The 23,077-nt window shown below is 56.4% G+C and carries 24 protein-coding genes; 12 read left to right on the top strand and 12 right to left on the bottom strand.

What is annotated here, in order from left to right:
* Positions 1 to 131 precede the first annotated feature (131 nt).
* Genes RX972_RS20150 through RX972_RS20140 form a run of 3 tightly spaced genes read right to left on the bottom strand, consistent with a single transcriptional unit; the run spans position 132 to position 2,597 of the window.
* Positions 132 to 800: a hypothetical protein gene (locus RX972_RS20150; RefSeq protein WP_316877847.1), complete on the bottom strand. Its 669-nt coding sequence runs from the start codon at positions 798 to 800 to the stop codon at positions 132 to 134.
* A gap of 3 nt (positions 801 to 803) precedes the next feature.
* A complete protein-coding gene (locus RX972_RS20145; RefSeq protein ID WP_316877845.1) occupies positions 804 to 2,165 on the bottom strand; it encodes a M48 family metallopeptidase in 1,362 nt (453 codons plus the stop codon).
* 3 nt (positions 2,166 to 2,168) lie between these two features.
* On the bottom strand, positions 2,169 to 2,597 hold the full coding sequence (locus tag RX972_RS20140; protein ID WP_099270181.1) for a hypothetical protein: 429 nt from the start codon (positions 2,595 to 2,597) through the stop codon (positions 2,169 to 2,171).
* 172 nt (positions 2,598 to 2,769) lie between these two features.
* Between RX972_RS20140 and RX972_RS20135 the strand changes: the two genes are divergently transcribed.
* The 6 genes from RX972_RS20135 (at position 2,770) to tnpC (ending at position 7,315) form a co-directional block, all read left to right on the top strand.
* The gene (locus tag RX972_RS20135; RefSeq protein WP_316877842.1) at positions 2,770 to 3,717 is read left to right on the top strand and encodes an AraC family transcriptional regulator; all 948 of its coding nucleotides are present in this window, start codon (positions 2,770 to 2,772) and stop codon (positions 3,715 to 3,717) included.
* Between the two features lie 471 nt (positions 3,718 to 4,188).
* On the top strand, positions 4,189 to 4,521 hold the full coding sequence (gene tnpA / locus RX972_RS20130) for an IS66-like element accessory protein TnpA (RefSeq protein ID WP_244394854.1): 333 nt from the start codon (positions 4,189 to 4,191) through the stop codon (positions 4,519 to 4,521).
* Between the two features lie 242 nt (positions 4,522 to 4,763).
* Complete coding sequence (locus tag RX972_RS20125; RefSeq protein WP_316877838.1) at positions 4,764 to 5,123, top strand: Lrp/AsnC family transcriptional regulator; 360 nt, start codon at positions 4,764 to 4,766, stop codon at positions 5,121 to 5,123.
* The gene (gene tnpA, locus RX972_RS20120) at positions 5,089 to 5,406 is read left to right on the top strand and encodes an IS66-like element accessory protein TnpA (RefSeq protein WP_015885959.1); all 318 of its coding nucleotides are present in this window, start codon (positions 5,089 to 5,091) and stop codon (positions 5,404 to 5,406) included. Before RX972_RS20125 ends, tnpA (RX972_RS20120) begins: the two co-directional genes overlap by 35 nt.
* Complete coding sequence (tnpB, locus tag RX972_RS20115; RefSeq protein WP_183141635.1) at positions 5,379 to 5,738, top strand: IS66 family insertion sequence element accessory protein TnpB; 360 nt, start codon at positions 5,379 to 5,381, stop codon at positions 5,736 to 5,738. The genes tnpA (RX972_RS20120) and tnpB overlap by 28 nt, the downstream gene beginning before the upstream one ends.
* Positions 5,739 to 5,788: 50 nt before the next feature.
* Positions 5,789 to 7,315, top strand: coding sequence for an IS66 family transposase (tnpC, locus tag RX972_RS20110; RefSeq protein WP_316877827.1), 1,527 nt, complete (start codon positions 5,789 to 5,791; stop codon positions 7,313 to 7,315).
* Positions 7,316 to 7,359: 44 nt separating this feature from the next.
* Here the strand turns inward: tnpC and RX972_RS20105 are convergent, their stop codons facing one another.
* Complete coding sequence (locus tag RX972_RS20105) at positions 7,360 to 8,001, bottom strand: HAD-IA family hydrolase (protein WP_197676838.1); 642 nt, start codon at positions 7,999 to 8,001, stop codon at positions 7,360 to 7,362.
* 143 nt (positions 8,002 to 8,144) lie between these two features.
* Between RX972_RS20105 and RX972_RS20100 the strand changes: the two genes are divergently transcribed.
* The 3 genes from RX972_RS20100 (at position 8,145) to RX972_RS20090 (ending at position 11,264) form a co-directional block, all read left to right on the top strand.
* Positions 8,145 to 8,534: a histone-like nucleoid-structuring protein, MvaT/MvaU family gene (locus tag RX972_RS20100; RefSeq protein ID WP_034103374.1), complete on the top strand. Its 390-nt coding sequence runs from the start codon at positions 8,145 to 8,147 to the stop codon at positions 8,532 to 8,534.
* Between the two features lie 337 nt (positions 8,535 to 8,871).
* Positions 8,872 to 10,788: a methyl-accepting chemotaxis protein gene (locus RX972_RS20095; protein ID WP_316877815.1), complete on the top strand. Its 1,917-nt coding sequence runs from the start codon at positions 8,872 to 8,874 to the stop codon at positions 10,786 to 10,788.
* Between the two features lie 248 nt (positions 10,789 to 11,036).
* Positions 11,037 to 11,264 (top strand): Lrp/AsnC ligand binding domain-containing protein, encoded by a 228-nt coding sequence (locus tag RX972_RS20090; protein WP_316877908.1) that lies wholly within the window; start codon positions 11,037 to 11,039, stop codon positions 11,262 to 11,264.
* A 234-nt stretch (positions 11,265 to 11,498) separates the two neighbouring features.
* On the opposite strand, the gene RX972_RS20085 is transcribed toward RX972_RS20090, so the two are convergent.
* The 8 genes from RX972_RS20085 to RX972_RS20050 form a co-directional block, all read right to left on the bottom strand.
* Positions 11,499 to 13,346 (bottom strand): UvrD-helicase domain-containing protein, encoded by a 1,848-nt coding sequence (locus tag RX972_RS20085; RefSeq protein WP_316877813.1) that lies wholly within the window; start codon positions 13,344 to 13,346, stop codon positions 11,499 to 11,501.
* Entirely contained in the window at positions 13,343 to 15,637 is a 2,295-nt protein-coding gene (locus tag RX972_RS20080; protein ID WP_316877811.1) for an AAA family ATPase, read from the bottom strand. The genes RX972_RS20085 and RX972_RS20080 overlap by 4 nt, the downstream gene beginning before the upstream one ends.
* Positions 15,638 to 15,879: 242 nt before the next feature.
* A complete protein-coding gene (locus RX972_RS20075; RefSeq protein ID WP_316877809.1) occupies positions 15,880 to 16,152 on the bottom strand; it encodes a hypothetical protein in 273 nt (90 codons plus the stop codon).
* A gap of 92 nt (positions 16,153 to 16,244) precedes the next feature.
* Positions 16,245 to 16,415: a hypothetical protein gene (locus RX972_RS20070; protein ID WP_410478247.1), complete on the bottom strand. Its 171-nt coding sequence runs from the start codon at positions 16,413 to 16,415 to the stop codon at positions 16,245 to 16,247.
* An 81-nt stretch (positions 16,416 to 16,496) separates the two neighbouring features.
* Complete coding sequence (locus RX972_RS20065; RefSeq protein ID WP_316877807.1) at positions 16,497 to 16,805, bottom strand: hypothetical protein; 309 nt, start codon at positions 16,803 to 16,805, stop codon at positions 16,497 to 16,499.
* 14 nt (positions 16,806 to 16,819) lie between these two features.
* Positions 16,820 to 16,930, bottom strand: coding sequence for a DUF4113 domain-containing protein (locus RX972_RS20060; protein ID WP_316877805.1), 111 nt, complete (start codon positions 16,928 to 16,930; stop codon positions 16,820 to 16,822).
* Between the two features lie 1,220 nt (positions 16,931 to 18,150).
* The gene (locus tag RX972_RS20055; RefSeq protein ID WP_122707105.1) at positions 18,151 to 19,347 is read right to left on the bottom strand and encodes a multidrug effflux MFS transporter; all 1,197 of its coding nucleotides are present in this window, start codon (positions 19,345 to 19,347) and stop codon (positions 18,151 to 18,153) included.
* 226 nt (positions 19,348 to 19,573) lie between these two features.
* Positions 19,574 to 19,777, bottom strand: coding sequence for a heavy-metal-associated domain-containing protein (locus RX972_RS20050; protein WP_316877802.1), 204 nt, complete (start codon positions 19,775 to 19,777; stop codon positions 19,574 to 19,576).
* A 157-nt stretch (positions 19,778 to 19,934) separates the two neighbouring features.
* Here RX972_RS20050 and RX972_RS20045 point away from each other — a divergent pair, with 157 nt between their 5' ends.
* From RX972_RS20045 to cueR, 3 genes are all read left to right on the top strand, one after another.
* Entirely contained in the window at positions 19,935 to 20,315 is a 381-nt protein-coding gene (locus RX972_RS20045; protein WP_316877800.1) for a hypothetical protein, read from the top strand.
* Between the two features lie 68 nt (positions 20,316 to 20,383).
* The gene (locus RX972_RS20040; protein ID WP_316877798.1) at positions 20,384 to 22,582 is read left to right on the top strand and encodes a heavy metal translocating P-type ATPase; all 2,199 of its coding nucleotides are present in this window, start codon (positions 20,384 to 20,386) and stop codon (positions 22,580 to 22,582) included.
* A complete protein-coding gene (gene cueR, locus RX972_RS20035) occupies positions 22,579 to 22,980 on the top strand; it encodes a Cu(I)-responsive transcriptional regulator (protein ID WP_316877796.1) in 402 nt (133 codons plus the stop codon). The genes RX972_RS20040 and cueR overlap by 4 nt, the downstream gene beginning before the upstream one ends.
* Positions 22,981 to 23,077: the final 97 nt, after the last annotated feature.

The raw sequence follows: 23,077 nt of genomic DNA, 5'->3' as shown, positions 1-23,077 counted from the left end.
GGTGCCTGTGAGTTTTTCGCGAGCAAGAGCTAGGCGCCCCCTCGCTCCTACAAAAAGTCTTAACTGACTGGCATTAGGGGCAGACCCTGATTTCACGCAACAACCATAACCCGGCTCTCCCATACAACCGCTCAGGAATCGCGCCGAGTGCCCTGGCGCAGCGCATCAAGATGTCGCTGTGCGTGCGCGGCTTGGCAATAGCTGTTGAGGATGTGTGCAATCTGGTCGCAATCCAGGCTGATGCCTTCATGCACCAGGCCGGCAGACAGGATGCGGATCTGCGGCTGGGGCTTTTTGAGGGCCATGGCCTGGTTGCCGAATATCTGTCGCGCGGAGCGATGAACAGGCAGGGGCGCATCGGCACGCAACATCAGTTTCTGCTCCGTCAGCCAGCCTTCGTCATTGATGGAGACGTCGACAATGTCCAGCAGATCCACGGGTGCGCTCAGGGTGTCCGCAAACAGCTGGCGGCGGGTCAAACGCATAAACACGTGTTGCCCGGCGTTGCGGTGCTGCCAGGTGATCAATGCAAACACCACCGCCATCACCGCAGCACACACGGCCAGGCTGGTGGCCCCGCTATTCAGGGCGTACCCCAGCAAGCCCAGGGAAACCAGCAAAAACAGCGGGCTGCGCACCTTGTAGCGTCGCGAGTTGGTGAATTCGGTCTGCTCGGGTACACGCTGGATAACTTGCTCAAGTTCGGCGATCGCACGCTCGCGCTGGGCGTCGCGGGAGTCGGCGTATTCCTGGCTGAGTGCGCCGGCGAGATCCGACAGCGGATCGGAAGGTTGGGTCATGGGTCATTCTCTTTGGACGGTTGGTATCGGCGGTGATACGGGCTGCGTGGCAGCCGACGACGCCGTATGGGTGAGCTGGGTGAACCAGTGTCGGTCGTGTTCGGTGGGTACACGGGTGGCCTCGGCCAGCAGCGCGTCATCCAGGGTTACGCCCAGTTGCTGGAGACGGAGTGCCGTCGGCGGGTGTGTATCGAACGGGTGCGCGATGGCGTGGTTCAGCGCCGCGTGGTTCAGACGCAGCGGCGTGTGTCGAAGGTGGTCGGCCAGGGCCTGGATCAGGTTGGAGTGGCGCTCGGCGAGCAGCGTGTTGATTTCAGCGTCCAGCGCGATCACCCGCAACAGCGCCTGGCAGAACAGGCGCTTGCCGCCGATGTTGCCGCCCACCCTATCCGCGGCCAATTCCTGAGCGCGGCCCCAGTGATGCACCGCCAGTTGAAAGTAATGCAGGAAACGTTGCGTCATCCAGATCGCCGGGCGCTCGATCCAGCCCGGGTCGGCATCCTCGGCACGGATAAACGCAAAGTGCAGGCACATCAGGCTGAAATGCGCACCGATCTCGCTGCCCCGCTCGGTGTCACGGCTACAGAAATGGCCCAACTCATGACCGATGATCGACGCGGTCTCGGCCTGGCTCAGGGTCGAGAGGTAGGTCAGCGGCAGGTAAAGGGTGCGCCCGCGGAGCAAGTCGCCGGCCGGTTGCAGGGCTACATCAACGCTGGTGACGAAAAACGATTGGTCGATGCCCACCACTATATGTTCGGGCACCGGCGCACCGGTGGCTGTGGCCAGTTGCTCAATCCATGTCCACAAGGCCGGGGCTTTGTCACGCCCCATCCGGTGCCCCAGGAACGCCGAGGACGGGCTATCCAGCGCATGCCATTGCTGGCGCAGACGCCCGATCAACAGGCAGCCCGCCCATAGCACGGCAATCAGCGGCACCGCCACCAGCAGTATGAGCCAGCCACCGGCTTTCAAATGGCTCCAGCCCCAGCTCAGCTCATACAACAGACTCAGGGCCAACGAGCCCATCAACAGCCCGGTGTACGCCGCCAGCCAATGCCCCAAGGCACGCCAGCAGAGGAACAGGCGGTCGTAGAGAAAATCCCTGGACTTCAGCGCACGCCAGGCATCCAGCCTCAGTTTGAGCCACGTCGCAGGCCCGGCCACCAACGCGGCGAGGGCCAGCCAGTAGGCCAACCCTGCCAACACCTGACGCACGCGGAGCCAGGCGTAGTCGCCGCCGATATTCTGTGCTTCGCGTAGCACGTCATCGACGCGTCCGCTTTGCACACTGGCCCAGGTCATGAGCACCACCGGCAGCAGCAATATCGTCAGCGGCCACGACCACCGCGCGAACCGGCCCATGGCTCAATTGGCCTGCAAATAATCGGTCAAAAACGCCTGTGCATTGCCTTGGCTGGACAGGAACTCGTCATAGCCGACATTCAGCGCCTGCGATTCGCCAGGCAGGTACAGCTCGCCCCAGCCCTTTTGCAGCACCAGTACCACGAATTTCTGGCCGTCCACGGTGGTGGAATAGCGGGTGTCCTTACTGGTCTTTTCCACGGTCATCTTCTGGATCTTCATGTTCCAGTCGTGGTCCACACCCTCCAACTGCACCAGCGCCTGATTGTCATTGCGCGCACCGATGCGCAGAGTCCAGACTTTCACGCCGCCTTCGCCAGCATAGGCCAGCACTTTTTCCGCGACTTCCGGGCGGTTTTCAGCCTGGGCGCCACCCGCGATCACGGCCAGAACCAGGCACAGCAGCGCTGCCCACTTGCGATACATCAACATTTAGGGTTTCCTCGGCAGTTCAAAGGCGACCATTGAAATCAACGCTCCGGCGCCTGCCAAGCGGTGCGGCCGTGACGCACAACAATAAGGCCGCGACGCACAACAAATGATCGAGCCGCCCAATGTCGATATCATTCAACGCTGCCCACCAGCCCTGACGGACACTTTGCCAATGGACCGCCGCAACCCCTATCTGGACATGCACTTCTGCTTCGATCACCCAGAGGCCCTGAACCAGGCCGGTGTATTCGATGACAGCGCGCGGCAGGTCATGGGCAGCGCGATCGGCCATTACCGCGCGCAGACGCTGCGGTCGCAGCTGCAGTATTTCGACTGCGATCTGCAATTCCCCGACCCGTTGCGCATCCACAAGGTGCTGCCCGACAGCGTGTGCATCGTGCACGTACTGGGTGGGCAATGGCAGCATCGGGTTGACGGTCGGCTAAATGAATACACGCCCGGCGCGCCGCATGTGCTGGGCTTGAGTGAAAGTATGGAAGCCATGGACCAGATGCCTGCCGGCAGCCGTGCGCGCATGGCCGGGCTGCGCATCGGCGGCGACTATCTACGCGAATTGGCTGAAGAAGACCCGTCACTGCAATCGCTGGCCAGGCTGCTCGACGATGGCATGCACTTTTCCGAACTGCACGGCTGCCGTGTCGTCGGGCGTTTGTTCGAGCGCCTTTATCACTCGCCATACCAAGGGACGTTGGAACGGCTGAATCAGGAAAGCCTGAGCCTGGCCGTGCTGGTCGAGCTGGCGACGCACCTGGCGCCACAGCCGGCCAATCCTGAGACCGCGTTGCGCAGCCATTCGGACCTGGCGCACGAAGCACGCTTCAAGCTCGACGCCAACCTGATGAACCCACCCGGCACTCTGGCGCTGGCACGGGAACTGGGCGTGGGTGAAACCACCCTGAGACGTGCCTTCAGCCGGGTGTACGGCCAGTCGATGCTCGATTACCTGCGCCAACAGCGCCTGGAACTGGCGCGCAGCCTGCTGCGCCAGCGCAAATGGCACGTGGCACAGATTGCCCACCGCCTGGGCTACGCCAACCCTGCCAACTTCAACCATGCCTATAAGGCGTATTTCGGCCATGCGCCAGGGGCGGAATTCTGACGTTCGCTGCGCCTGCTCTGTCGGCTTAGGCATCAGTGCGCCGAAAGGCTCACCTCTTTGCGTCTTGCTCGGCGCATCGTCAGCGTTCTCGACCCACTCGTGCCCTTCGGCCGCCCACTGTCTCTCGAGGCAATTGCTCGAATTTTCGAGCGGTTGTCTCCTCTGTGCTTATAGTCCGGCATCGACGGAGTTAAATCCATTGAAAACATGTTCGGGTTGAAGGGGCGTCCATGGCAGGCCGCTATCGGCCGATTCTGTTGGAAAAGTCGGCCATGGTTTCCGCGGCAGAAAAGTAAGCGCTTGAGATTGAAATCTTTACTTTGTACAGAGGATTTCGGGCTCAGATTTCGCGTAGCTGTGCGCAAAAAAGTATCCGTCCGGCCAAGTCATCTACTCAGCCCTGCAAGGCCACGACATGGTGTGCACTTAAATTAAGTGGGCACCAGTTCTAGCCTTTGAAGCGGGTATTTCATGCAGCCAACACGCCGTTCCTATTCCAAGTCCTTCAAGGCCCAGGTCATTCAAGAGTGTGCACAGCCCGGCGCTTCGATTGCCAGCGTCGCGCTCGGCCATAGCCTCAACGCAAACCTCGTCCACAAATGGATTCGGCTGCAAGCGCAGAAAAGCCCGGCGCTCCTACCTGCATTTATTCCGTTAGCCATGCCGCTGGCCGGGGCAAACTCCCATCCAGCATCATCGAATATCTGCGTTGAAATACAGCACCCGCGCGGCACCATCAAAGTGAACTGGCCAACTGAAAGTGCTGCCGCCTGTGCGACTTTTCTTCGAGACCTTTTGCGATGATTCGTATCGACTCCATCTGGCTCGCCACCGAACCGATGGACATGCGCGCAGGTATCGTCTGCCAGTGACCTGGGCCGGAATTGCCAATGCCCGGGAGGAGCAATATCGAAGGTGTCATTTCTTGTTTCTCAGAAGGGGTGTCCGCAGAATGTAGCGAATGACACATCGACCTTGGATGGCAAATCATCCGAAAGAAGCGTCGTCAACCGATGATTCATCGGATTACTCAGTAGAGGAAAAGCATGGGGCTGGACAGCAAAGATTGGCAGATACTGGAGGCACTGCAAAAGAATGCACGGCAAAGCCTGGCATCCTTGGGCAAGCGCATTGGGCTTTCCCAACCGGCTATGAGCGAGCGAGTTCAGAAACTCGAAGCTGCGGGTGTCATAGAGGGTTACAGCGCGCGGGTAAGTTTGCGTGAGGTAGGGTTGGGGTTGCAGGCGATTCTGCGCATTCGCACAACTCACCGTAAGCGGATGGCGAACACACCTACCGAACTCCAGTATTTAGGGCGATGGTGTCCGCGTATTTTAAGCGGACGCGATCACCCTTATCGCCAGGATTTCCATGCGCCAACGCAGCTCTTACCCCAAACCATTTAAAGCCCAGGTCGTCCAGGAATGCTTGCAACCTGGAGCGACGATTTCCAGCGTAGCCATCCATCACGGCATCAACGCCAACGTGATCCGCAAGTGGCTACCGATTTACCGGGATCAATCACCCGCAACTCTGCCGGCCTTCATCCCCGTACAAGCTGCACCCAAGCGCGCAACAGAAGAGACGGTGATCATCTCACTGGTTCTGGGCGATAAATCCGTCACCGTAAAATGGCCAGCCTCAGATCCGGACGGCTGCGCGTGTTTTATCCGTGGCCTGGCCCAATGATTCGTATCGACTCCATCTGGCTCGCCACCCAGCCCATGGACATGCGGGCCGGCACTGACACTGCACTGGCCCGGGTGGTTGCCGTGTTCGGTGCGGCGAAGCCGCACTGCGCCTACCTCTTTGCCAACCGCCGGGCCAACCGCATAAAGGTGCTGGTGCATGACGGCGTTGGTATTTGGCTAGCGGCGCGACGCTTGAATCAGGGCAAGTTTCATTGGCCGGGCATCCATCTTGGCGCGGAGGTCGAACTCGACCCCGAACAACTCCAGGCGCTGGTACTTGGGTTGCCTTGGCAGCGAGTAGGTGCAGGCGGCGCAATTACATTGCTCTAATACCTGGCTTATAGCTGTGACCGGAGGACTGCTTTGGTAAAATCCACGGCATGACTTCTTTGCCCGATCTCGATCAAATGCCCCCTGAACAACTGCGCGCGCTGGCTGCGCAGCTGATGTCCAAGGTCGACACCATGGGCAGAAAGATCCATCGTGATGAGACGATCATCGAGCAGCTCACCCACGAAATCGCCATTCTCAAGCGACACAAGTTTGCTAAGCGCAGCGAGCAGATCAGCCCGGCGCAAGGCAGCTTGCTCGATGACCTGCTTAATACCGACCTCGAAGCCATCGAGGCCGACTTAAAAGCACTTCATCCCGCACCCGCGCAGATAGAACCACGCCAGCAACCCAAGCGTGCGCCGTTGCCGCCGCAGTTCCCGCGCACTGTGATCCATCACGAGCCGGACAACACTCAGTGCGCTTGCGGCTGTCAGCTTCAGCGCATCGGTGAAGACGTCAGCGAGAAGCTGGACTACACGCCGGGCGTGTTCACCGTCGAACAGCACGTTCGTGGGAAATGGGCCTGCCGGCAGTGCGAAACACTGACCCAGGCCCCGGTGCCGCCGCAGGTGATCGACAAGGGCATCCCCACTGCCGGCCTGCTGGCGCAAGTGATGGTGGCCAAATTCGCCGACCACCTGCCGCTCTATCGACAGGAAAAGATCTTCGGCCGTGCCGGCCTTGCCATCCCGCGCTCGACACTAGCGCAGTGGATGGGTCAAACCGGCGTGCAGCTTCAGCCGCTGGTCGATGCGCTGCGCGAAGCAGTGCTGGCCCAGCGCGTAGTCCACGCCGATGAAACACCGGTACAAATGCTGGCTCCAGGAGAGAAGAAAACCCACCGCGCTTACGTCTGGGCCTATAGCAGCACGCCATTCTCGGCACTCAAGGCCGTGGTCTACGACTTCAGCCCCAGCCGTGCCGGCGAACATGCGCGTAACTTCCTGGGCACGTGGAGCGGCAAGCTGGTCTGTGACGACTTTGCCGGCTACAAGGCAAGCTTCGAGCTGGGCATCACCGAAATCGGCTGCATGGCCCACGCGCGCCGCAAGTTCTTCGACCTGCACGTCGCGAATAAAAGCCAGTTGGCTGAGCAGGCGCTTCACTCGATTGGCGGGCTGTACGAAGTCGAGCGACACGCTAAGGAAATGAGCGACGAAGACCGTTGGCGATTACGCCAGGAAACGGCGGTGCCCATCGCTGAAAAACTGCATGAGTGGATGCTGGCCCAACGCGAACTTGTGCCCAAGGGCTCTGCTACGGCCAAGGCCCTGGATTACAGCCTTAAACGCTGGGTAGCGCTGACGCGCTACCTGGACGATGGTGCTGTGCCCATCGACAACAACCAGATCGAGAACTTGATCCGGCCGTGGGCGCTTGGGCGGTCGAACTGGTTGTTTGCTGGGTCGCTGCGCAGCGGCAAACGGGCGGCGGCGATCATGAGCCTGATCCAGTCGGCACGTATGAACGGGCATGATCCGTATGCTTATCTCAAGGATGTGCTGACGCAGCTGCCGACGCAGCGGGCCAGCGAGATCGAGCGACTGCTACCACATAGCTGGGCGCCTGCTTAGCTACCCGACAGCAAGTTAGCTAAGAGCAGTCTCTATTCAACACGCTATACCGTGGAGGGGCATTGTGTGTCTTTGCCTATTACTTGTAGATCACTAATCTGCGCTTCAAGGTCGCTAGACTTCGTCCAATAAATAGCGTTCCACCCTGACTCACGTGCGGCTTGAACATTAGCTTGAGTATCATCTATCAAGAGTAACTCTTCCGGTAGAAATCCGGACAGTTCGGTAATTTTTTTATAAAAATCAAGGCTTGGCTTTCGGCAAGACAGCGCCGCCGAGTAAAAGATGCCATCGCAGTAGTGCTCCAGACCAAGCGATTTCATTAAAAAATTTGCGCGTAGGTGTTCTTGATTGGACGCGAGAAATACTTTCACACCACGACGACGATGACGGGCCAGATCCGACAGCAACCCAAGGTTGAGCCGAGCATCGTTTTCAAACCAATAACTCAATAATCTATGCCGAGAAAGTTTCGGAGCAATGTCTGCCAGCACTGACTCAAGCCTCTCCTCTAGGCATAACTTGCCTGTAACTATGGCATCCCAGTAAGGCTCGAAGAGCGCCTTATGGAGATCTGAGCTTGCTAGCCCGAGATCTTCCTCAAGAGATGAAGCCCAGCCCTCACCGTCGGAGGGGCGACCATCAACGACGACACCATCCACATCAACCATAAAAGCTTGAATCAACGTAGCCTCCGTCTGGCATCCCGTACTTCGCATTGCGAACAGATCCCAGCGTTTTCAGTTGGCATATTTCCCGAGTCGCAAGCATATGAGAACGGCTTGGATAGGTATAAGACTTGTTATGCATAACCTTAGGGCGCACTCAGTTGCCAGGTGAGTTCGCCGAACGCTTACAATTTCGCAAACTCGAACAAGATCTGGCTGCTCAACTGGCTGCGCTTGAGTCGATGAAATCCGATTCTGGCTTGCAGGCCGAGATGCAGTTTGAGAGCAAACTACGCGGTCTGCTGGCTGAGTACGGCTACAGCCTGCGTGACGTAATCAATCTGCTTGATCCTACGGCTGCTAAGCGTGGCAAATCGGCTCCGTTGTCTGCGCCTGCAGAGAAGGGTACTCGGAAGGCACGTTCGTTGAAAGTTTACAAAAACCCGCATTCGGGCGAGATCGTTGAGACCAAAGGTGGTAATCACAAGCTGCTTAAAGCCTGGAAAAATGAGCATGGTTCGGATGTCGTAGAGTCTTGGCTTTCGAAGTGAATTACAGTTAGCAGACGCAAAGGCCCTCAATGAGGGCCTTTTTTTTCGCAGTCCGCTTTGCCATGTCAACGCTTCGTACTAGCTAAAGATCCCACCTACTCGGTACCTAGGCCCCTATCGATACACGGGTACAGGTAAAGCTTTGCTGGTTTCAGCCGAAACATTCCGAACGGAGAAAAAACTGGCTACGGCAGGCTACTACTGAACCATCCTGGGCTCTATCAGACGTCGACTTCATAGAACGTTCGCCTTGGATAGCTTTAAACAACATCTTCAAGCCCTGAGGCCTGCCATGCTTAGAAATGCTCCTTTGAGTACAAAGCTACTGCTTATTTTGATGTTTCCCCTGTTGGGCTTTCTGGTCTTCGCCGGGATTTTTGTAGCTGACAAACGAGAGACACTGAGCGAGATGAACCGAGCGGTCACCGCTACCGGCACCGCGCAGAAACTCAGTGACGTAGTAACCACTATCCAGCGTGAGCGCGGCGCAAGCGGCGTGTTTCTGGGCAGCGGTGGTAAGACGATGCAGGACAAGTTGAAAGTCTTACGCCAAGAAACCGACCGTGCGGTGAGCGCGATGCATGCGCAATCGACCGAGGGTCTTATCGCGCCTGACAAGATGCTGCGCGCAATTGATGGTTTGGCCGGACTGCGTCAGCAGGTGGACACGCTCGCAATCAATAACGGCGAGTCCGGCACCCGATTCACCGATCTTATCAAAAATTTGATCGGCCTCTCTTACTCACTGGAAACCAGCATTGAGGATCCGGAAATCCTGCGTGGGCTGAGTTCACTCAATCAGTTCGTAGACATGAAAGAGCGCTCTGGTCGAGAGCGTGTACTGCTTGGCCTGGCATTCAACCAAAACCGTTTTGATGCGCCGCTGTTGTCACGTTTCAGCCGCAACATGGGCGAGTTCTCCGGCTATTTCGAGGCCTTTCAACGCTGGGCTCCTGCCGTGTTCAAAAATAAGCTGGATGCGGTTCTACAACAGCCCGCATCCGTCGATGTAGCTCGCCTGCAAAAACTCGGATTTGATACGCCTCTAGGCGATCCGCTTAATATCAAACCCGAAGACTGGTTCAACCTTTCCACCAGCCGTATCGACATGATGGCTCAGGTCGAGGCTGAACTGGGCCAGACGGTCGTGAGCCTAGCCAATGTCGCGCGTACCGATGCCCAGCGCAGTCTGTATGTCGCAATAGCCACCGTCATTCTGATGTTGATTGCGGTGCTGTGGCTCGCTTCGGTGATTATTCGCAATATCAAAATCGCTGTGGTCGACGTGAACCGCACCCTTATTTCGCTATCCACGCGTGACCTAACTGCCAGAACCCGTTACACCGGCAGAGACGAGTTTGGCGAGATCTCGCGTAACCTGGATAACATGGCCATACAGATCGGTGAAGTGATCCGTGAGATCGGGAGTGCCACGGCGCAGGTCGCGACCGCCGCCGAGCAGTCTTCGGCTGTGGCCCTGCAAACTAGCAATAACGTCGTCCAGCAGCGTCAAGGCACCGATCAGGTGGTCACTGCCATCAGCGAGATGAGCGCCACGGTCAAAGACGTGGCGCGCAGCACTACCGACGCCGCAGAGATGTCGCAGCGCGTTAATGCCAGCACTATGCAGGGCAAGACTGAAATCGAGAACACCATCAGCTTGATCAAAGGGCTTGAGGTTCAGGCCGAACAAACATCCCGAATCATTGAGGAGCTCAAGGGTGAAAGCTATTCCATCTCCTCGGTTTTGGATGTGATTCGTGGTGTAGCAGAGCAAACCAATCTGCTAGCTTTGAACGCTGCCATTGAGGCTGCCCGTGCCGGTGAGCAGGGTCGTGGATTTGCCGTGGTCGCCGATGAGGTGCGGAATCTGGCCAAAAAGACTCAGGATTCCACCGTCAGTATCCAGAAGATGATCGCCAATCTGCAATCCGGCTCCGACCGTGCCGCCACTTCCATGCAGGAAACTCTAGGGAAGGCTCAAGAAGGCGCGAGCAACGTAGTGCGCGCAGGGGAGTTGCTAGAAGAAATAGCCGAGGGCATCGCGACCATCAGCGACAGCAACATACAGGTCGCCTCGGCGGCAGAACAACAGAGTCAGGTTGCCGAGGAGATCCACCGCAACGTAAACGACATCAACACTCTGGTTATCCAAGTCAGCGCCGGTGCTGAACAAACCGCCGTCACCAGCCGCGAGTTAGCCCGCTTGGCCGAGCAACAGCAGGGGCTGGTGGGACGGTTCAAGGTGAACTGAGTTACAAGTTTTTTTACCGGATGCTCAAATGCCCGAGAGAATGACTTTCGGGTATTTGAGGATTGGTAGGTGAGAGGGTGACGCGCCTATAAGGGCTACTTTGCTCAACGCGATAAACGAGGCTTTTCATGACGCCGGATGAGGTCAGGCCATGGATTATCAGCCGTCCTACGGCTTTCTGAAGGACTGCTTATACCGTTCTGAGTCATACAAGGTGACTTTGGCAGACGCTTACAACTCACCAGCATATCAAGCGCTATCTGGAGTTGTTTAACAACATACCTGAGGTGCTAGAAGCTGACAGGATTACGGGAGAAGACTGCTTCATAGTCCGTTGCGCGTTTTCTCAGCCTGCTGATTTGGAGACTATAGTCGATGCGCTGGCTGTCCATGGTTCGGTCACGACATCGTTGGTTCTGTCCAATGCCGTGCACAAACAGGTACCTGTACGTCCGAGAAGTGACCCAGACAATTAACTGCTCGCAAGACGTGATTGCCAGACGCTTACGTTGCTACCCCCTTATAATTACGCAAGGTGTGCTGAGCGGACGCTTACCTCCGTTTCAAATAGCGTGCTTGATATTTTCCTGTAAGCCTCTCCAATGGAGAGACCATTATAAAACCTAGCTTGCCAGCTAGGTTTTATAACTTCTGAGGTTATGCTGGAGCCAGTTGATGCCACCTCACTGTGAAGGTAATCCAAGGATGCCTCACAGGATTTCGACCTCGCTCTCCTGGAGCCAGCCAGCAGCAACTACGTTTCGCTTGGCCAGTGTGGGCTGGGGTGTGTATACGACAATCGCCAGGCTTTTTTCAGCACGACTACACGTCACGTAAAGTAGCCTGCGAGTACGTGCTAGTGCGTTGTCCTTACCGTCACGCTCGTTGTCCCGATCAGTCTTTGTTGGTTCTTTTACACCCAGCAATTTGTCGTAGCTGAATAAGAAGCCGCCTGCCTCCTCATCATTGATGACAACCATGACTCGTGGAAACTCTAGTCCCTTTACACCTTGATGTGTGCCGTACGGTGAAAGGCCATCCGCATAACTCGCAAAGGCTGCCAGCTCCGAAAATGGACGCTCCAGAAATTGCTGGTAGGCGTAGTTGGTCATCGCGTTCGTATCTTCAGGATCTGGAGCCTCACCTGGGGCTCCCAACACCATGGCCCCAACCAGATTTTCAGGGACATCAAGCAGTTGGGTTTGCAGCAGAAGCATTGCGACCTCGCTCAGTGTTGGATTGCTTCTTTCGAAAAGAGAGAGCAGAGCTTGTGTCGCGTCCTCTACGCGCTGCATATGGGCCGATTGATCGCCTGTTGATTGCATAACATCCTTGCTCAGCAAGGGAGAACGAGAGCGTACGGCTTCAAGCAGGAGGAAGAGATCATCCTTAGCGTTAAGGATGGGAAGAACGCCTTCGCTGAAAACGCGCAGTGCGGGCAGGGTTCCATCTAGCAAGCCTGTTTGAAGGTGCTCAACCGCGTATAGGGGGGTGAACAGCTTCTCGAAACCCATCCGCCGTGCAGCCATCTTATGTTCGAGGATCAAGGTCTTTCGGCCTTCAGGGCCGGTAGCCCATCCGCTGTCATCGGTGATTAAAGCCATCGAATGAGCGATGCCTTCCTCCAGATTTGGAGCCTGTTCTTGGCTTTGACTAATGCAATACATGCGCACTATACCTTCAATGGCATCAGGCTTTGGGGTCTGCTGATGAGTGTCTGCAGTGCTTCGAATCACATTGATAAGATCTACCACCCTACGAGGGCAGCGGCGATTAACGACCTTTTCAGGTTTCAGCCAGTCACCCGGTATCGCTTTATCAAGGCGCGTAACTCCATGTCCGTAAATCTGTTGCATGGTGTCGCCCAGTAGTCCCAGGCAGAAACGTGTCTGCGCCGATTGCTGGACTTTCAGAAAAGCCTCCATTACTGGAGCGTGGGTATCTTGGCTTTCATCGATCAATACAACTGGGTAGCGGTCCACTAGAACATCCAGCAAAGGGCGTTCAGGAGCGAATGCTGCAGTTAACTTGATGACCTCATCGTGATTGAGCGCTTGCTGATCTCGGTTGTCGCCTGTGGGGCTGTAGATAAACTTCGTAATCTCGTCGAGGGTTTCAAGTCTGCGTGTTTTGCTTTGTAGCTTCCGTCTGTTTGCTCGAGAGGTTTTATTGTCGCCTTTCGAGCGTGCTAGCTCGCCCTCGATCTTCTCAATGTCCTGGGCAAGTTTGATCCTTAGCCACTCTCTGATCTCGTTGTCGAATCCTTGGATTAGGCGCCATGCGAACGCGTGAATAGTCGAGACTTCCACTAGTGGATCAAACTCTAGCCTCCGAAGAATCTCGTCGCAGGCTGCGTTTGTGTAGGTGATCACCGCAATGCGCCGGCCCTCGAACGTCAGGCGTTCTCGCTCGCGACTTTTGAGTTCGCGGATAGCCTCGACGAGTGAGTGGGTTTTTCCTGAGCCAGCACCTGCGTAAAGAAAAAAACTCTTTGGGTCTGCCAGATTCAGGCAAGCCTGCATAGTGGTGTCCGCATCTGCAGCAGCTGCTTCGCTCACGGCGTCACCTCCGCGCCCTCGGGCGGAATTACCAGCAGCTCTTTTTGTTTGCTTCGCAATTTGGACTCAAGCCAGTTGAGGCCGTCACTGATGTATACAGGGATTTCGAGGTTGGAAAAGTTTTTATCCCCCAAAACGAGCAGCACAAACTCTGCTTTCTTTCCTTCGCGTAGTTCGTTGAAAAACCCTTCCCCGACGGCTTCAGATGTTTGCGATTCATTTAAAACTTTAACGAAAGCCTTCATCAGACCAGTGCTCCCTACCTTTTCCGCAAAGTGACGGACGTTGCTAAGCACAAAGCTGTCTTCAAAGGTATTTGGAAGAGCTTGTATTGCTTCACCAGTAGCGGGCAGGTGGGTGGAAATAGGAGTTTGATATGCGATGCGTACCGAGTACAGGTCGTCGATCTGGTGTTCTTTTTGATTCGCTGGCAGCTCAAGTAGCTCGTCCACGGTGCTGCCCAGATGCATCAGTTTCATCCAGCTCCGCAATGTGGGATTGTTCGTAATCTGATCTGCGTTTCTTTGCACGGGTTTTGCAGCTTTATTGAGCCCTGCATCGAGGTCTGTAATAACCAGTGTGAGGATGCCAAGGGCGTCAATTAAGGGCCTTAGTCGGTGTGCGTGACTGCCACCGATATCGAGGGTTGTGATGTAGCAGCGGTCAAGGAATGGAAACTTATTCCGCAAAAAATGCGGCAGCATCATTCGCTCTGCTGAGCCCTCTACCAAGATGACGGCGTCGGCGAAGAAAATGTCTGCATGCTGTGCCCGCAGGTACCTGGTTACGAACTCCTTCGTCTTGGTTCCCTCGCCGAACACGTTAGAGAGATTAGAGACCGTAGACACCGGCACACCGATGCCATACATCCCAGCTGGGAGTCGCCTGAAATACCTAAGGTTCTGGTACTCTACTTCATGAGTTACATGACTGGAGTGCGTGCTCACCAAAAGCTGAGTCTTCAGATTTGGGTAGCGTTCAAGCAAAGCATCCCGGCATAGAACTTGGTAGGCGTGCCGTACGAAAACTTGTTGCACTTGAACATGAAGGTGGGCTTCAGGCTCCTCAATGAGCACGAGGTGGATGGGCTCGACGCGGTCTATTGCTTCCGTGTTGGCGGCCCTGGTTTTTCTCAGCCACTCGTCCCTGAAACCCATCAGCCGGAAAATCATAGATATCAGGTTTTGATATCCCAACCCGTTAGCGGTCTCTGGTAAATGAAGAGGAGGGGCTCCTGGGGCTCCTTCGATTGAATCCAACTCAAAAAGGACGGCCGCTTCATGGTTCATGCCATCAGTTGTTGCCAGGCGACTTGCGACTTTGATGCGTGGGTCATTGCGGCCAGGGTAGCCCAATCCCTCGACCTCTCTAATAGCGGGTTCGAAGCTGCTACCTAGCTTCGTATCGAATGCCGACTGAGCTGCTTCTATCGCCCGCAACGCTTCGAGATCTGAGATATCTGGACTGTCACCTGGATCAAGGTGTCGGGAGTAATAGGCTCTGAGTTGTTCCGAGAGTTTTCTAGCGCCGCTGGGTCTATTGTTATCGCCTTGATTGTCGTCCGAATGATCGCCGAATCCCCGCTGTGCATTGATTTCATGTACTCGAATTAATCCACTGAGGGGATTGCTTTCCAAGGGCAGCGCAGTAAGGCTCAATTGCTGCCTTTGCGCCATTCGAGTCGACTTGTCAGGCTTCCTAAGTTGTTGTGGATCTAGGCGGTACCAACGAACCTTGAATTTGTCTCCCAGCCGACGGTTCAAGTAATCATGAAGGCTCTGCGGCCATAGCTTCAGCGGGCTACCAGGCGGGTCTTCCCTCCCTAGAGCATCCTCAAGCTCTGCGACCCTCGCGCGCTCTTTGCGATAGTCCGTGTACAGCTTACTCATATCATCTGGCTCAAGCAGGAAACGCATTCCCACAAGGCCCCCGCGCCACTTAAAGCTAGGTATGAGATCGCGGATGAAGTGGAACTCTCCTTGATCTGCCGACACCCAGATATCCAAGCTAGGGAGCCAGTCGGCCCAGTCCTTGGCAGTAGGAATTTCAAAGTTTGCTGGTGGGTTCTCCCACTCTTTACCAATCTCGTCCAGCTTGGTGAGATGACAAAGAGTCAGATCCTGGAGCCGAAAAGCAGAAGCCTTAGAAACCAAGAATCTCCGGAGTGCCAGCATGGCGGAGGATTTGCCGCTGTTGTTTGCCCCTACAAGCAGCGTGGTCTCATTGGCGAATTCAATTCGCACAGAAAGCAGTTTTCGGAAGTTAGATATCTCTAAGTGTTGGATGCGCATGGGTCGTCCTTGAAAGCCTGAGAAGCGTCAATTAGCCACCAATGTAGCTAGCTACTTACAACAATCAAAGAGAGAAGGACGGAGACAGATTTATTTTTGTAGCTCTAAACGACTGCTATTGGCCGACTGCCAGCATATTGATCGGTGAAAGCGTCTTTTTTATGCGCTGCCACGTGAAGTCTTAGTCCGAATACCTCTGCGCCGATTCACGCAAACTTGTCGGGCGAATCGGCCAACGACAGTCAGTGCAGGGGGTGCCCCGCTAACGGAGGGATCTCACTCAACAGGTAAGCCAGCTCGTGCCAAGGATGCAGCCCGTACTGGCTGGCCACACAGTCGGGCGCATGCTCAAAGGTTTTTTGCGCCAGGCCTATGGACTGCGCGGCCAGGCACTGGGTACACAGCACGAAATCACCCATCAAACTCCAGCGCCCGGCCAACCCGATCTGCCGTTCATGAAGCAGCTCACTGCCATCCAAGGTTACGCAGCGAGCAAATACCGTATCTTTAGTCATACCACACCTCCATCCCGGAATCGGGTACAACCTCACATCACTCTTACTAAAGAGTAGGCCACGCCTTGGAAGTTGGATGACCGTTCAGCGCGTCACACTTCCACCTGAAAAGCGCGAATCGCCGCCGACTCGGCAAACCGGCCCACGGCCGTCAGGCTGGCCCAGGTGCGCAACGCTTCTCGTCGCGAGCGCACCAGCAGCCAGCGACTGCCTGCGCCGCCCAGACGGATGGCCAACGTCCACTTGTTTTCCTTACGACTCACCAGCACATCGCGCACCGCACCGCACCGCACCGCCCTCAAGCATGGCGCTTAACGCATCTTCGTGAATCCCTTGGGGCATGATTAACCCAGCTTCCTGATCCGGTTGGTAAAGTTAGTGACCTGCGCGGGCGACAGGCAGTTCAACTGACCGAAACGCTCCGGGTGCCGGATCATGGCTTCGTGACTGCCTAGCTCAGCAACGACGATGCGGCGGCAGGTCTTCTCCAGAATAAACCGGGCCAGTTCCGGGTTGTCGATGGTCGAGGCGTCGAACGCCAGCGCGACAGCCGTGGCCAGATCGCCCAAGTCGGGATCGGTACGTTGCAGTGCGCGCAGTGCATTCAGTTGCCGGGCGGTGACCCGGTTTCGAACACCGCCCCGTCGACACACCTAAAATGCCACCTTCAACTGCAGTAAACCGTCCAAAGCTCTTCCATTTTGGTCGTGGAGCTCTGGCTCGTCATCTCGCGCTGCATACCCCACGGCGGGTCGACCGGCACACTTGCCAGCCGCATGGTGCGGCGTCCCCACCGGGCATGTAATGTGTCCAGAACACCCGTGAATTTTTGACTGGCAGCAGGTTGCGAGGCGGCGACAGATCACCTGCTCTGCCCCCACGTTGGCTCAGGTCGAGCAGCAACACCTCTGTTTTGCTATATCGGAGGCCCGTACAGTAAACATGCTCCACATCTACAGGGCGGCCATGGTGAACCGAGCCACACCTGACGGCCATGTCTCCGCCCTTCGGGCTCAATCCTCGCGTCTTCGGCCTGAAGGCCTGCGCGCCCCGCTTATCTCTTAACACCCGATTTTCGTATGAATTTTCGCAGTCGCAAGATTCAGCATCAGGAAAAAATAGTTACCAGCGCTAAGCACATGAATTCAATGACAATTATCACTATTAACAGTTAGTAACGCTCCGGAAACCATATGTTCACTCCCTGTTGAAACATCGTCTATCGCGATGACATGGTGGCAGTAATACAGTTGTAACCAAGAAGCAAGACCGCCATAGTCGAGGCCGTAATGAGCCAGTGAAGTAGAACGCCTCAGGTAACTGACGACCTTTAACCTGGAAAGGCCTCAGGACACCCACGGCATTGATGACTGCGTTGGTACGGCTTATCAACTTATGCGCAGATCTAATGTGGAGCTCGTAAACAAGGCAACGGCCCGATGATAGACCGGGGCTTACATAACTATGGTCCAACCAACTCCGGACGATCAGTATAAGCCTTGGAACCTTTCACCCGATCAGGCAAACAGAGCATTGCATCAAGAGCATCCGGAGTTTCCTGATCAACCTTGCCCAATCTTTCACGCGAGGAGCATTCCTGAAAATATCACATGGGCGCCCATCGAACCCCGGCTACAAAGGCCCACATACCCTCGAACAGAAAATCCGCCATATCGTGCACGGCATTTTCCTACAACATGGACAACTAGAAACGCTCAATAAAATAAGACAAATAGTAGAGCCCATGTTCGCAGCTAACTGCCATCAATCATATTTACACTCGTCACTTTCCGAAAAGTCCGTAGGATAAATCCACAATCCATGTAGCATCTAGCCAGTAGCACTGAAGGAAGATAAACAGAAACTCACCTCAGCACTATTTATAGTGCACACAGACAATCAATCTGCATTCATTTGGTAATGAATACAGTGAAAGCGATCGACCGGGATTTGGTTGATATAACCGGGTTGGCTCCCGCACAAGGGCGGGAGCATCAATCAGCCCTGAATTACTGACGCGTCACGCTTGTGCTGCAAGCGACGGGTCAATACCGACATAGTGACCGCCAGCCCGCCACATAGACTGATGACCAGAGCCATGGGGACGGCAGTGCCATCGTGCAACACACCAACCAACGCTGCCGCACCGGCAGCCACGCTGAATTGCAGACACCCCAGCATCGCTGATGCGCTCCCGGCACGCGCCCACTGGCCGTTCATTGCACAAGCCGATGCGTTGGGGATGATGCAGCCCAGGCTGGCAATGCAGATGAACAACGGCACCAGCAACGGCCAAAGCTGCTCGGTACGCAAACCGGTAATGGCCAGCAACGTCAAAGCCGCAGCCAGATAAATCCAGACCGTACGCGACAGCAGGAACGCCGGACCTTTCTTGCCTACCAGCCTTGCATTGAGCTGGGCAATCAGTATGAAGCCAGCAGCGTTGGTGCCGAACAGCCAGCCATAATGCTCAGCAGGCACGCCATACAGTTTGATGAATACGAACGGCGAACCCGCGATATAGGAAAACATGCCTGCCATGGCGATGCCGCCCGTCAATGCATGCCCGAGGAAAATCCGGTCCCCCAGCAAACTGCGGTACTGCTTGAAAGCACCTGCCAGTGGCTGACGCGGATGGCTGGCCGGCATGCTTTCAGGCAACCCGAGCGCCACCGCCAACGATGCCAGTGCACTGAAGGCTGTAAGGCTGATGAAGATGGATTGCCAGCCATATAGATTGACCAATAACCCACCGAGCATTGGCGCAAGAATCGGCGCCAGCCCCATCACCAGCATCAATTGCGAGAAAACCTTGGCAGACTGCACCGCATCACATTTATCGCTGACAATTGCCCGGGAAATCACCATGCCCGCACAACCGCCCAGCGCCTGAACAAAGCGCGCGCCAATCAGCCACTCAAGATTCGGCGCGAAGGCGCAAGCCAGCGAAGCCAAAGTGAACAGGGTCACGCCAAACAGCAGTGGAATCCGCCGACCGAAGCGGTCAGCCACAGGCCCGTAAGCCAACTGGCCGATGGAGAGGCCCAGAAAGTAAGACGCCAGGGTCAGTTGAACGTGTTTCTCGTCAGTGCCAAACGCCAAAGCGATGGCCGGGAAACCTGGCAAGTAGAAATCGATGGCCAATGGGCCGAAGGCGCTGAGCGCGCCGAGAATCAGGATGGTGCGAAGGTTCATGAGGCGTCCAGACAGTACTCTTGCAGCCCGACAGTTTAACCGGGCCTGTGCGGGCTGAGTGTCAGGAGAAGGTAATTACTTCAAAAAGTTTCACGGCCGCGCCTCGTAGGAGATTTCACACTGTGGGAGATGCTTGCTCGCGTTAAGGCTGGATGCAGTTCACTTTATATCGCGTCCAGCCTTATCGCGTGCAAGCAGCGCTCCCACAGATCGAGTTCTAACCCACTCACGTATTGGCGATTTGCGCCTGATACCCCTCCTCGGAAATCAAGCCGATCACCTGCTCGCCGGTCAGGTCGCTTTCTACAATGACTTCGCCAGTCGGCAGATCGACTTGCACCAGCGCGCTGGGGTCCTGGTCCTTGATGGCGGTGGTCACCGCTTTGACACAGTGGCCGCAAGTCATGCCTTGAACGTTGAATCGTTGCATGGTGCTACTCCTTCAAACAGGGCTGTAGGTGAAGATAACGCCATGTTTCACCTTCCCATCGTGGCAAGGTCAAGTTTCTCGTTTGTCTGCCGGGCTGGTATTCGGCGCAAGGCTCGGCCAAGCTGCATCATCACCGTCTCTATCAGGAGTATCAGCGATGCGCTGGTCAGCATTGAGCCTCTTCGGCATTCTCGGCCTGTTCGCTGCTTCCCCGGCAGTTCAGGCTGATCAGGATTATGGCGTTCTGATCATTTCTCGCGAGCGACTGGAAGTCGCGACATCCTGCGAGATCGGCATCTATATTCAGGACCAGCTCGCGGGACGCTTGTTCCAGGAACAATCTGTGTCCTTCAACCTTCCCGCGGGTAATGTCGCCATTCGCCTGCGTGTGCTGCCAGGTGCGGTATTCGGTTGCGACCCCGGTATGGAGGCCCAGAGCAATACCAACATCAAGATTCAAGCCGGCGATATTCTCAAATACCGAATCGCCAGCAGCCTGAATGGCATGTATCTCAAACGCGCCAATCTGAATTATTGATCTGGACTTGACCTTGTCCTCGTGGAAAGGTTGATCCTTGCAGGCAACTGCCTTCAGGGAGAATGAACATGCTCAATCCGCTCAACTTCGATCTGCCGATTTCCGGCATGACCTGCGCCAGTTGTGCAGGTCGGGTCGAGCGTGCGCTGAACAAAGTGCCAGGGGTGAAGACCGTCAGTGTCAACCTTGCCAATGAACAGGCGCACATCGAGACGGACGGCGGGCCGGATACCGCCACCCTCATCGCCGCAGTCGAAAAAGCCGGATATACCGCTACTGCGCATCAAGACCCGATTGCGAAAGCCGACCAGCAGCTTCGCACACTGACCCGAGAGCGCTGGGCGCTGATTCTGGCAATCCTGTTAGCGGTCCCGTTGATTCTACCCATGCTGCTCCAGCCCTTCGGGATTCACTGGATGTTGCCCGCCTGGGCGCAATTCGCACTGGCCACCCCGGTCCAGTTCATTTTTGGCGCACGATTTTATGTAGCGGCCTGGAAAGCCGTGCGCGTCGGGGCAGGCAACATGGACCTGCTGGTAGCACTAGGCACCAGTGCCGGATACGGCTTGAGCGTTTATGAGTGGGTCACTGCCGCCCCCGGCGAAATGCCGCATTTGTACTTTGAAGCGTCGGCGGTAGTGATTGCTTTGGTGCTACTGGGCAAATACCTGGAAAGCCGTGCCAAACGTCAGACCGCCAGCGCCATTCGCGCGCTGGAAGCCTTGCGACCTGATCGCGCTCTGCGAGTCATTGACGGTCATGAGCACGACGTCCCCATCAGCGCTCTGAATCTGGGCGACCTGGTGCTGGTCAAACCGGGCGAGCGCTTCCCGGTAGACGGTGAAGTGATCGAAGGCCAAAGCCACGCCGATGAAGCCCTGATCAGCGGCGAAAGCCTGCCGGTACCCAAACAGGTCGGCGACAAGGTCACCGGCGGCGCAATCAATGGCGAGGGGCGCCTGCTGGTCCGAACCACAGCGCTAGGCACCGAAACGGTTCTGGCACGCATTATTCGACTGGTTGAAGACGCTCAGGCAGGCAAGGCTCCCATTCAGAAACTGGTGGATCGGGTCAGCCAGGTGTTCGTCCCGACCGTTCTGGTCATCGCCTTTTTTACGTTTGCCGGCTGGTTGGTGGCGGGCGCTCCGATGGAAAGTGCGCTGATCAACGCCGTTGCGGTATTGGTCATCGCCTGCCCCTGCGCGCTGGGGCTGGCAACGCCAACGGCAATCATGGCCGGAACCGGCGTCGCGGCGCGCTACGGTATTTTGATCAAGGACGCAGAGGCACTGGAGCGTGCCCATGAAGTGACAACCGTGGTGTTCGACAAGACAGGCACGCTGACTTCCGGCACTCCGCAAATCGCCCACTTCTGCGCCAAAGGCGGCAATGAAGAACAGGTACTGGAATGGGCGGGCGCGCTGCAACGCGGCAGCGAGCATCCGTTGGCCAAGGCGGTGCTGGACGCCTGCCGGGATTGGCACCTGCATCCGGCCAGCATTGAAAACAGTCGGGCCCTGCCTGGCGTCGGAATTGCCGGGACGCTGGACGGCCGCGATTTGGCCTTGGGCAATGGCCGAATGCTTGAACAAAGCGGTTTGCACATGGACGAACTGGCCGATGCCGCCCGTGCCTGGGAAGCCGAAGGCCGGACCTTGTCATGGTTGATCGAGCAAAGCCCGAACCCCGCGGTGCTGGGCCTGTTCGCCTTTGGTGACACACTCAAGCCCGGAGCGCGGCAAGCCGTTGAGCAATTAGCCGCACGCAACATCAGCAGCCACTTACTGACGGGTGACAACCATGGCAGCGCCAGAGTGGTTGCCGAGGCACTGGGTATTCGTGACGTTCATTCCGAAGTGCTGCCTGCCGACAAAGCCGCAACAGTGGCGGATCTGAAGCGATATGGCGTCGTGGCGATGGTCGGTGACGGCATCAACGATGCGCCAGCATTGGCCGCCGCCGATATCGGCATTGCCATGGGCGGTGGCACTGACGTCGCCATGCATGCGGCAGGGATTACGCTGATGCGCGGCGATCCGGCCTTGATTCCGGCAGCGCTGGAGATCAGCCGCAAAACCTACGCAAAAATCCGCCAGAACCTGTTCTGGGCCTTCGTCTATAACCTGATCGGAATTCCGTTGGCGGCCTTCGGCTTCCTCAATCCGGTATTGGCCGGCGCGGCAATGGCACTGTCCAGCGTCAGCGTGGTGAGCAACGCCTTGCTGCTTAAAACGTGGAAGCCTGAAGATCCGGGGGCAAAGTCATGAACATTGGGCAAGCAGCGAAACAGAGCGGCCTGAGTGCCAAGATGATCCGTTACTACGAAGCCACCGGCCTGCTGCAGGCGGCGCATCGCAGTGACAGTGGTTATCGCCTGTACGACAAGGACGATCTGCACACACTTGCGTTCATCAAGCGCTCGCGGGATCTGGGATTTTCTCTGGAGGAAGTGGGCAAATTGCTGACGCTTTGGCAAGACCGGCAACGCGCCAGCGCCGACGTCAAAGCACTGGCCCGCGAGCATATCGCTGATCTGAACCAGAAGATCGAGGAAATGGTGAGCTTGCGCGACACCCTGCAGGAACTGGTCGAGCACTGCCACGGCGATGACCGCCCGGACTGTCCGATTCTCAAGGACCTGGCTTCGGGTGGGTGTTGTGGGTAGGTAACCTCGCAGGTGAGACCCACACCTTGTGGGAGCCGAGCTTGCTCGCGATAAGGCTGGACGCGATCTAAAGTCAACCGAGTCCAGCCTTATCGCG

The sequence above is a fragment of the Pseudomonas syringae group sp. J309-1 genome (assembly GCF_032582135.1).
Taxonomy (GTDB): Bacteria; Pseudomonadota; Gammaproteobacteria; order Pseudomonadales; family Pseudomonadaceae; genus Aquipseudomonas; species Aquipseudomonas quasicaspiana.
Note: the sequence above shows the minus strand (reverse complement) of the source record. Positions and strands in the feature narration are given on the sequence as shown.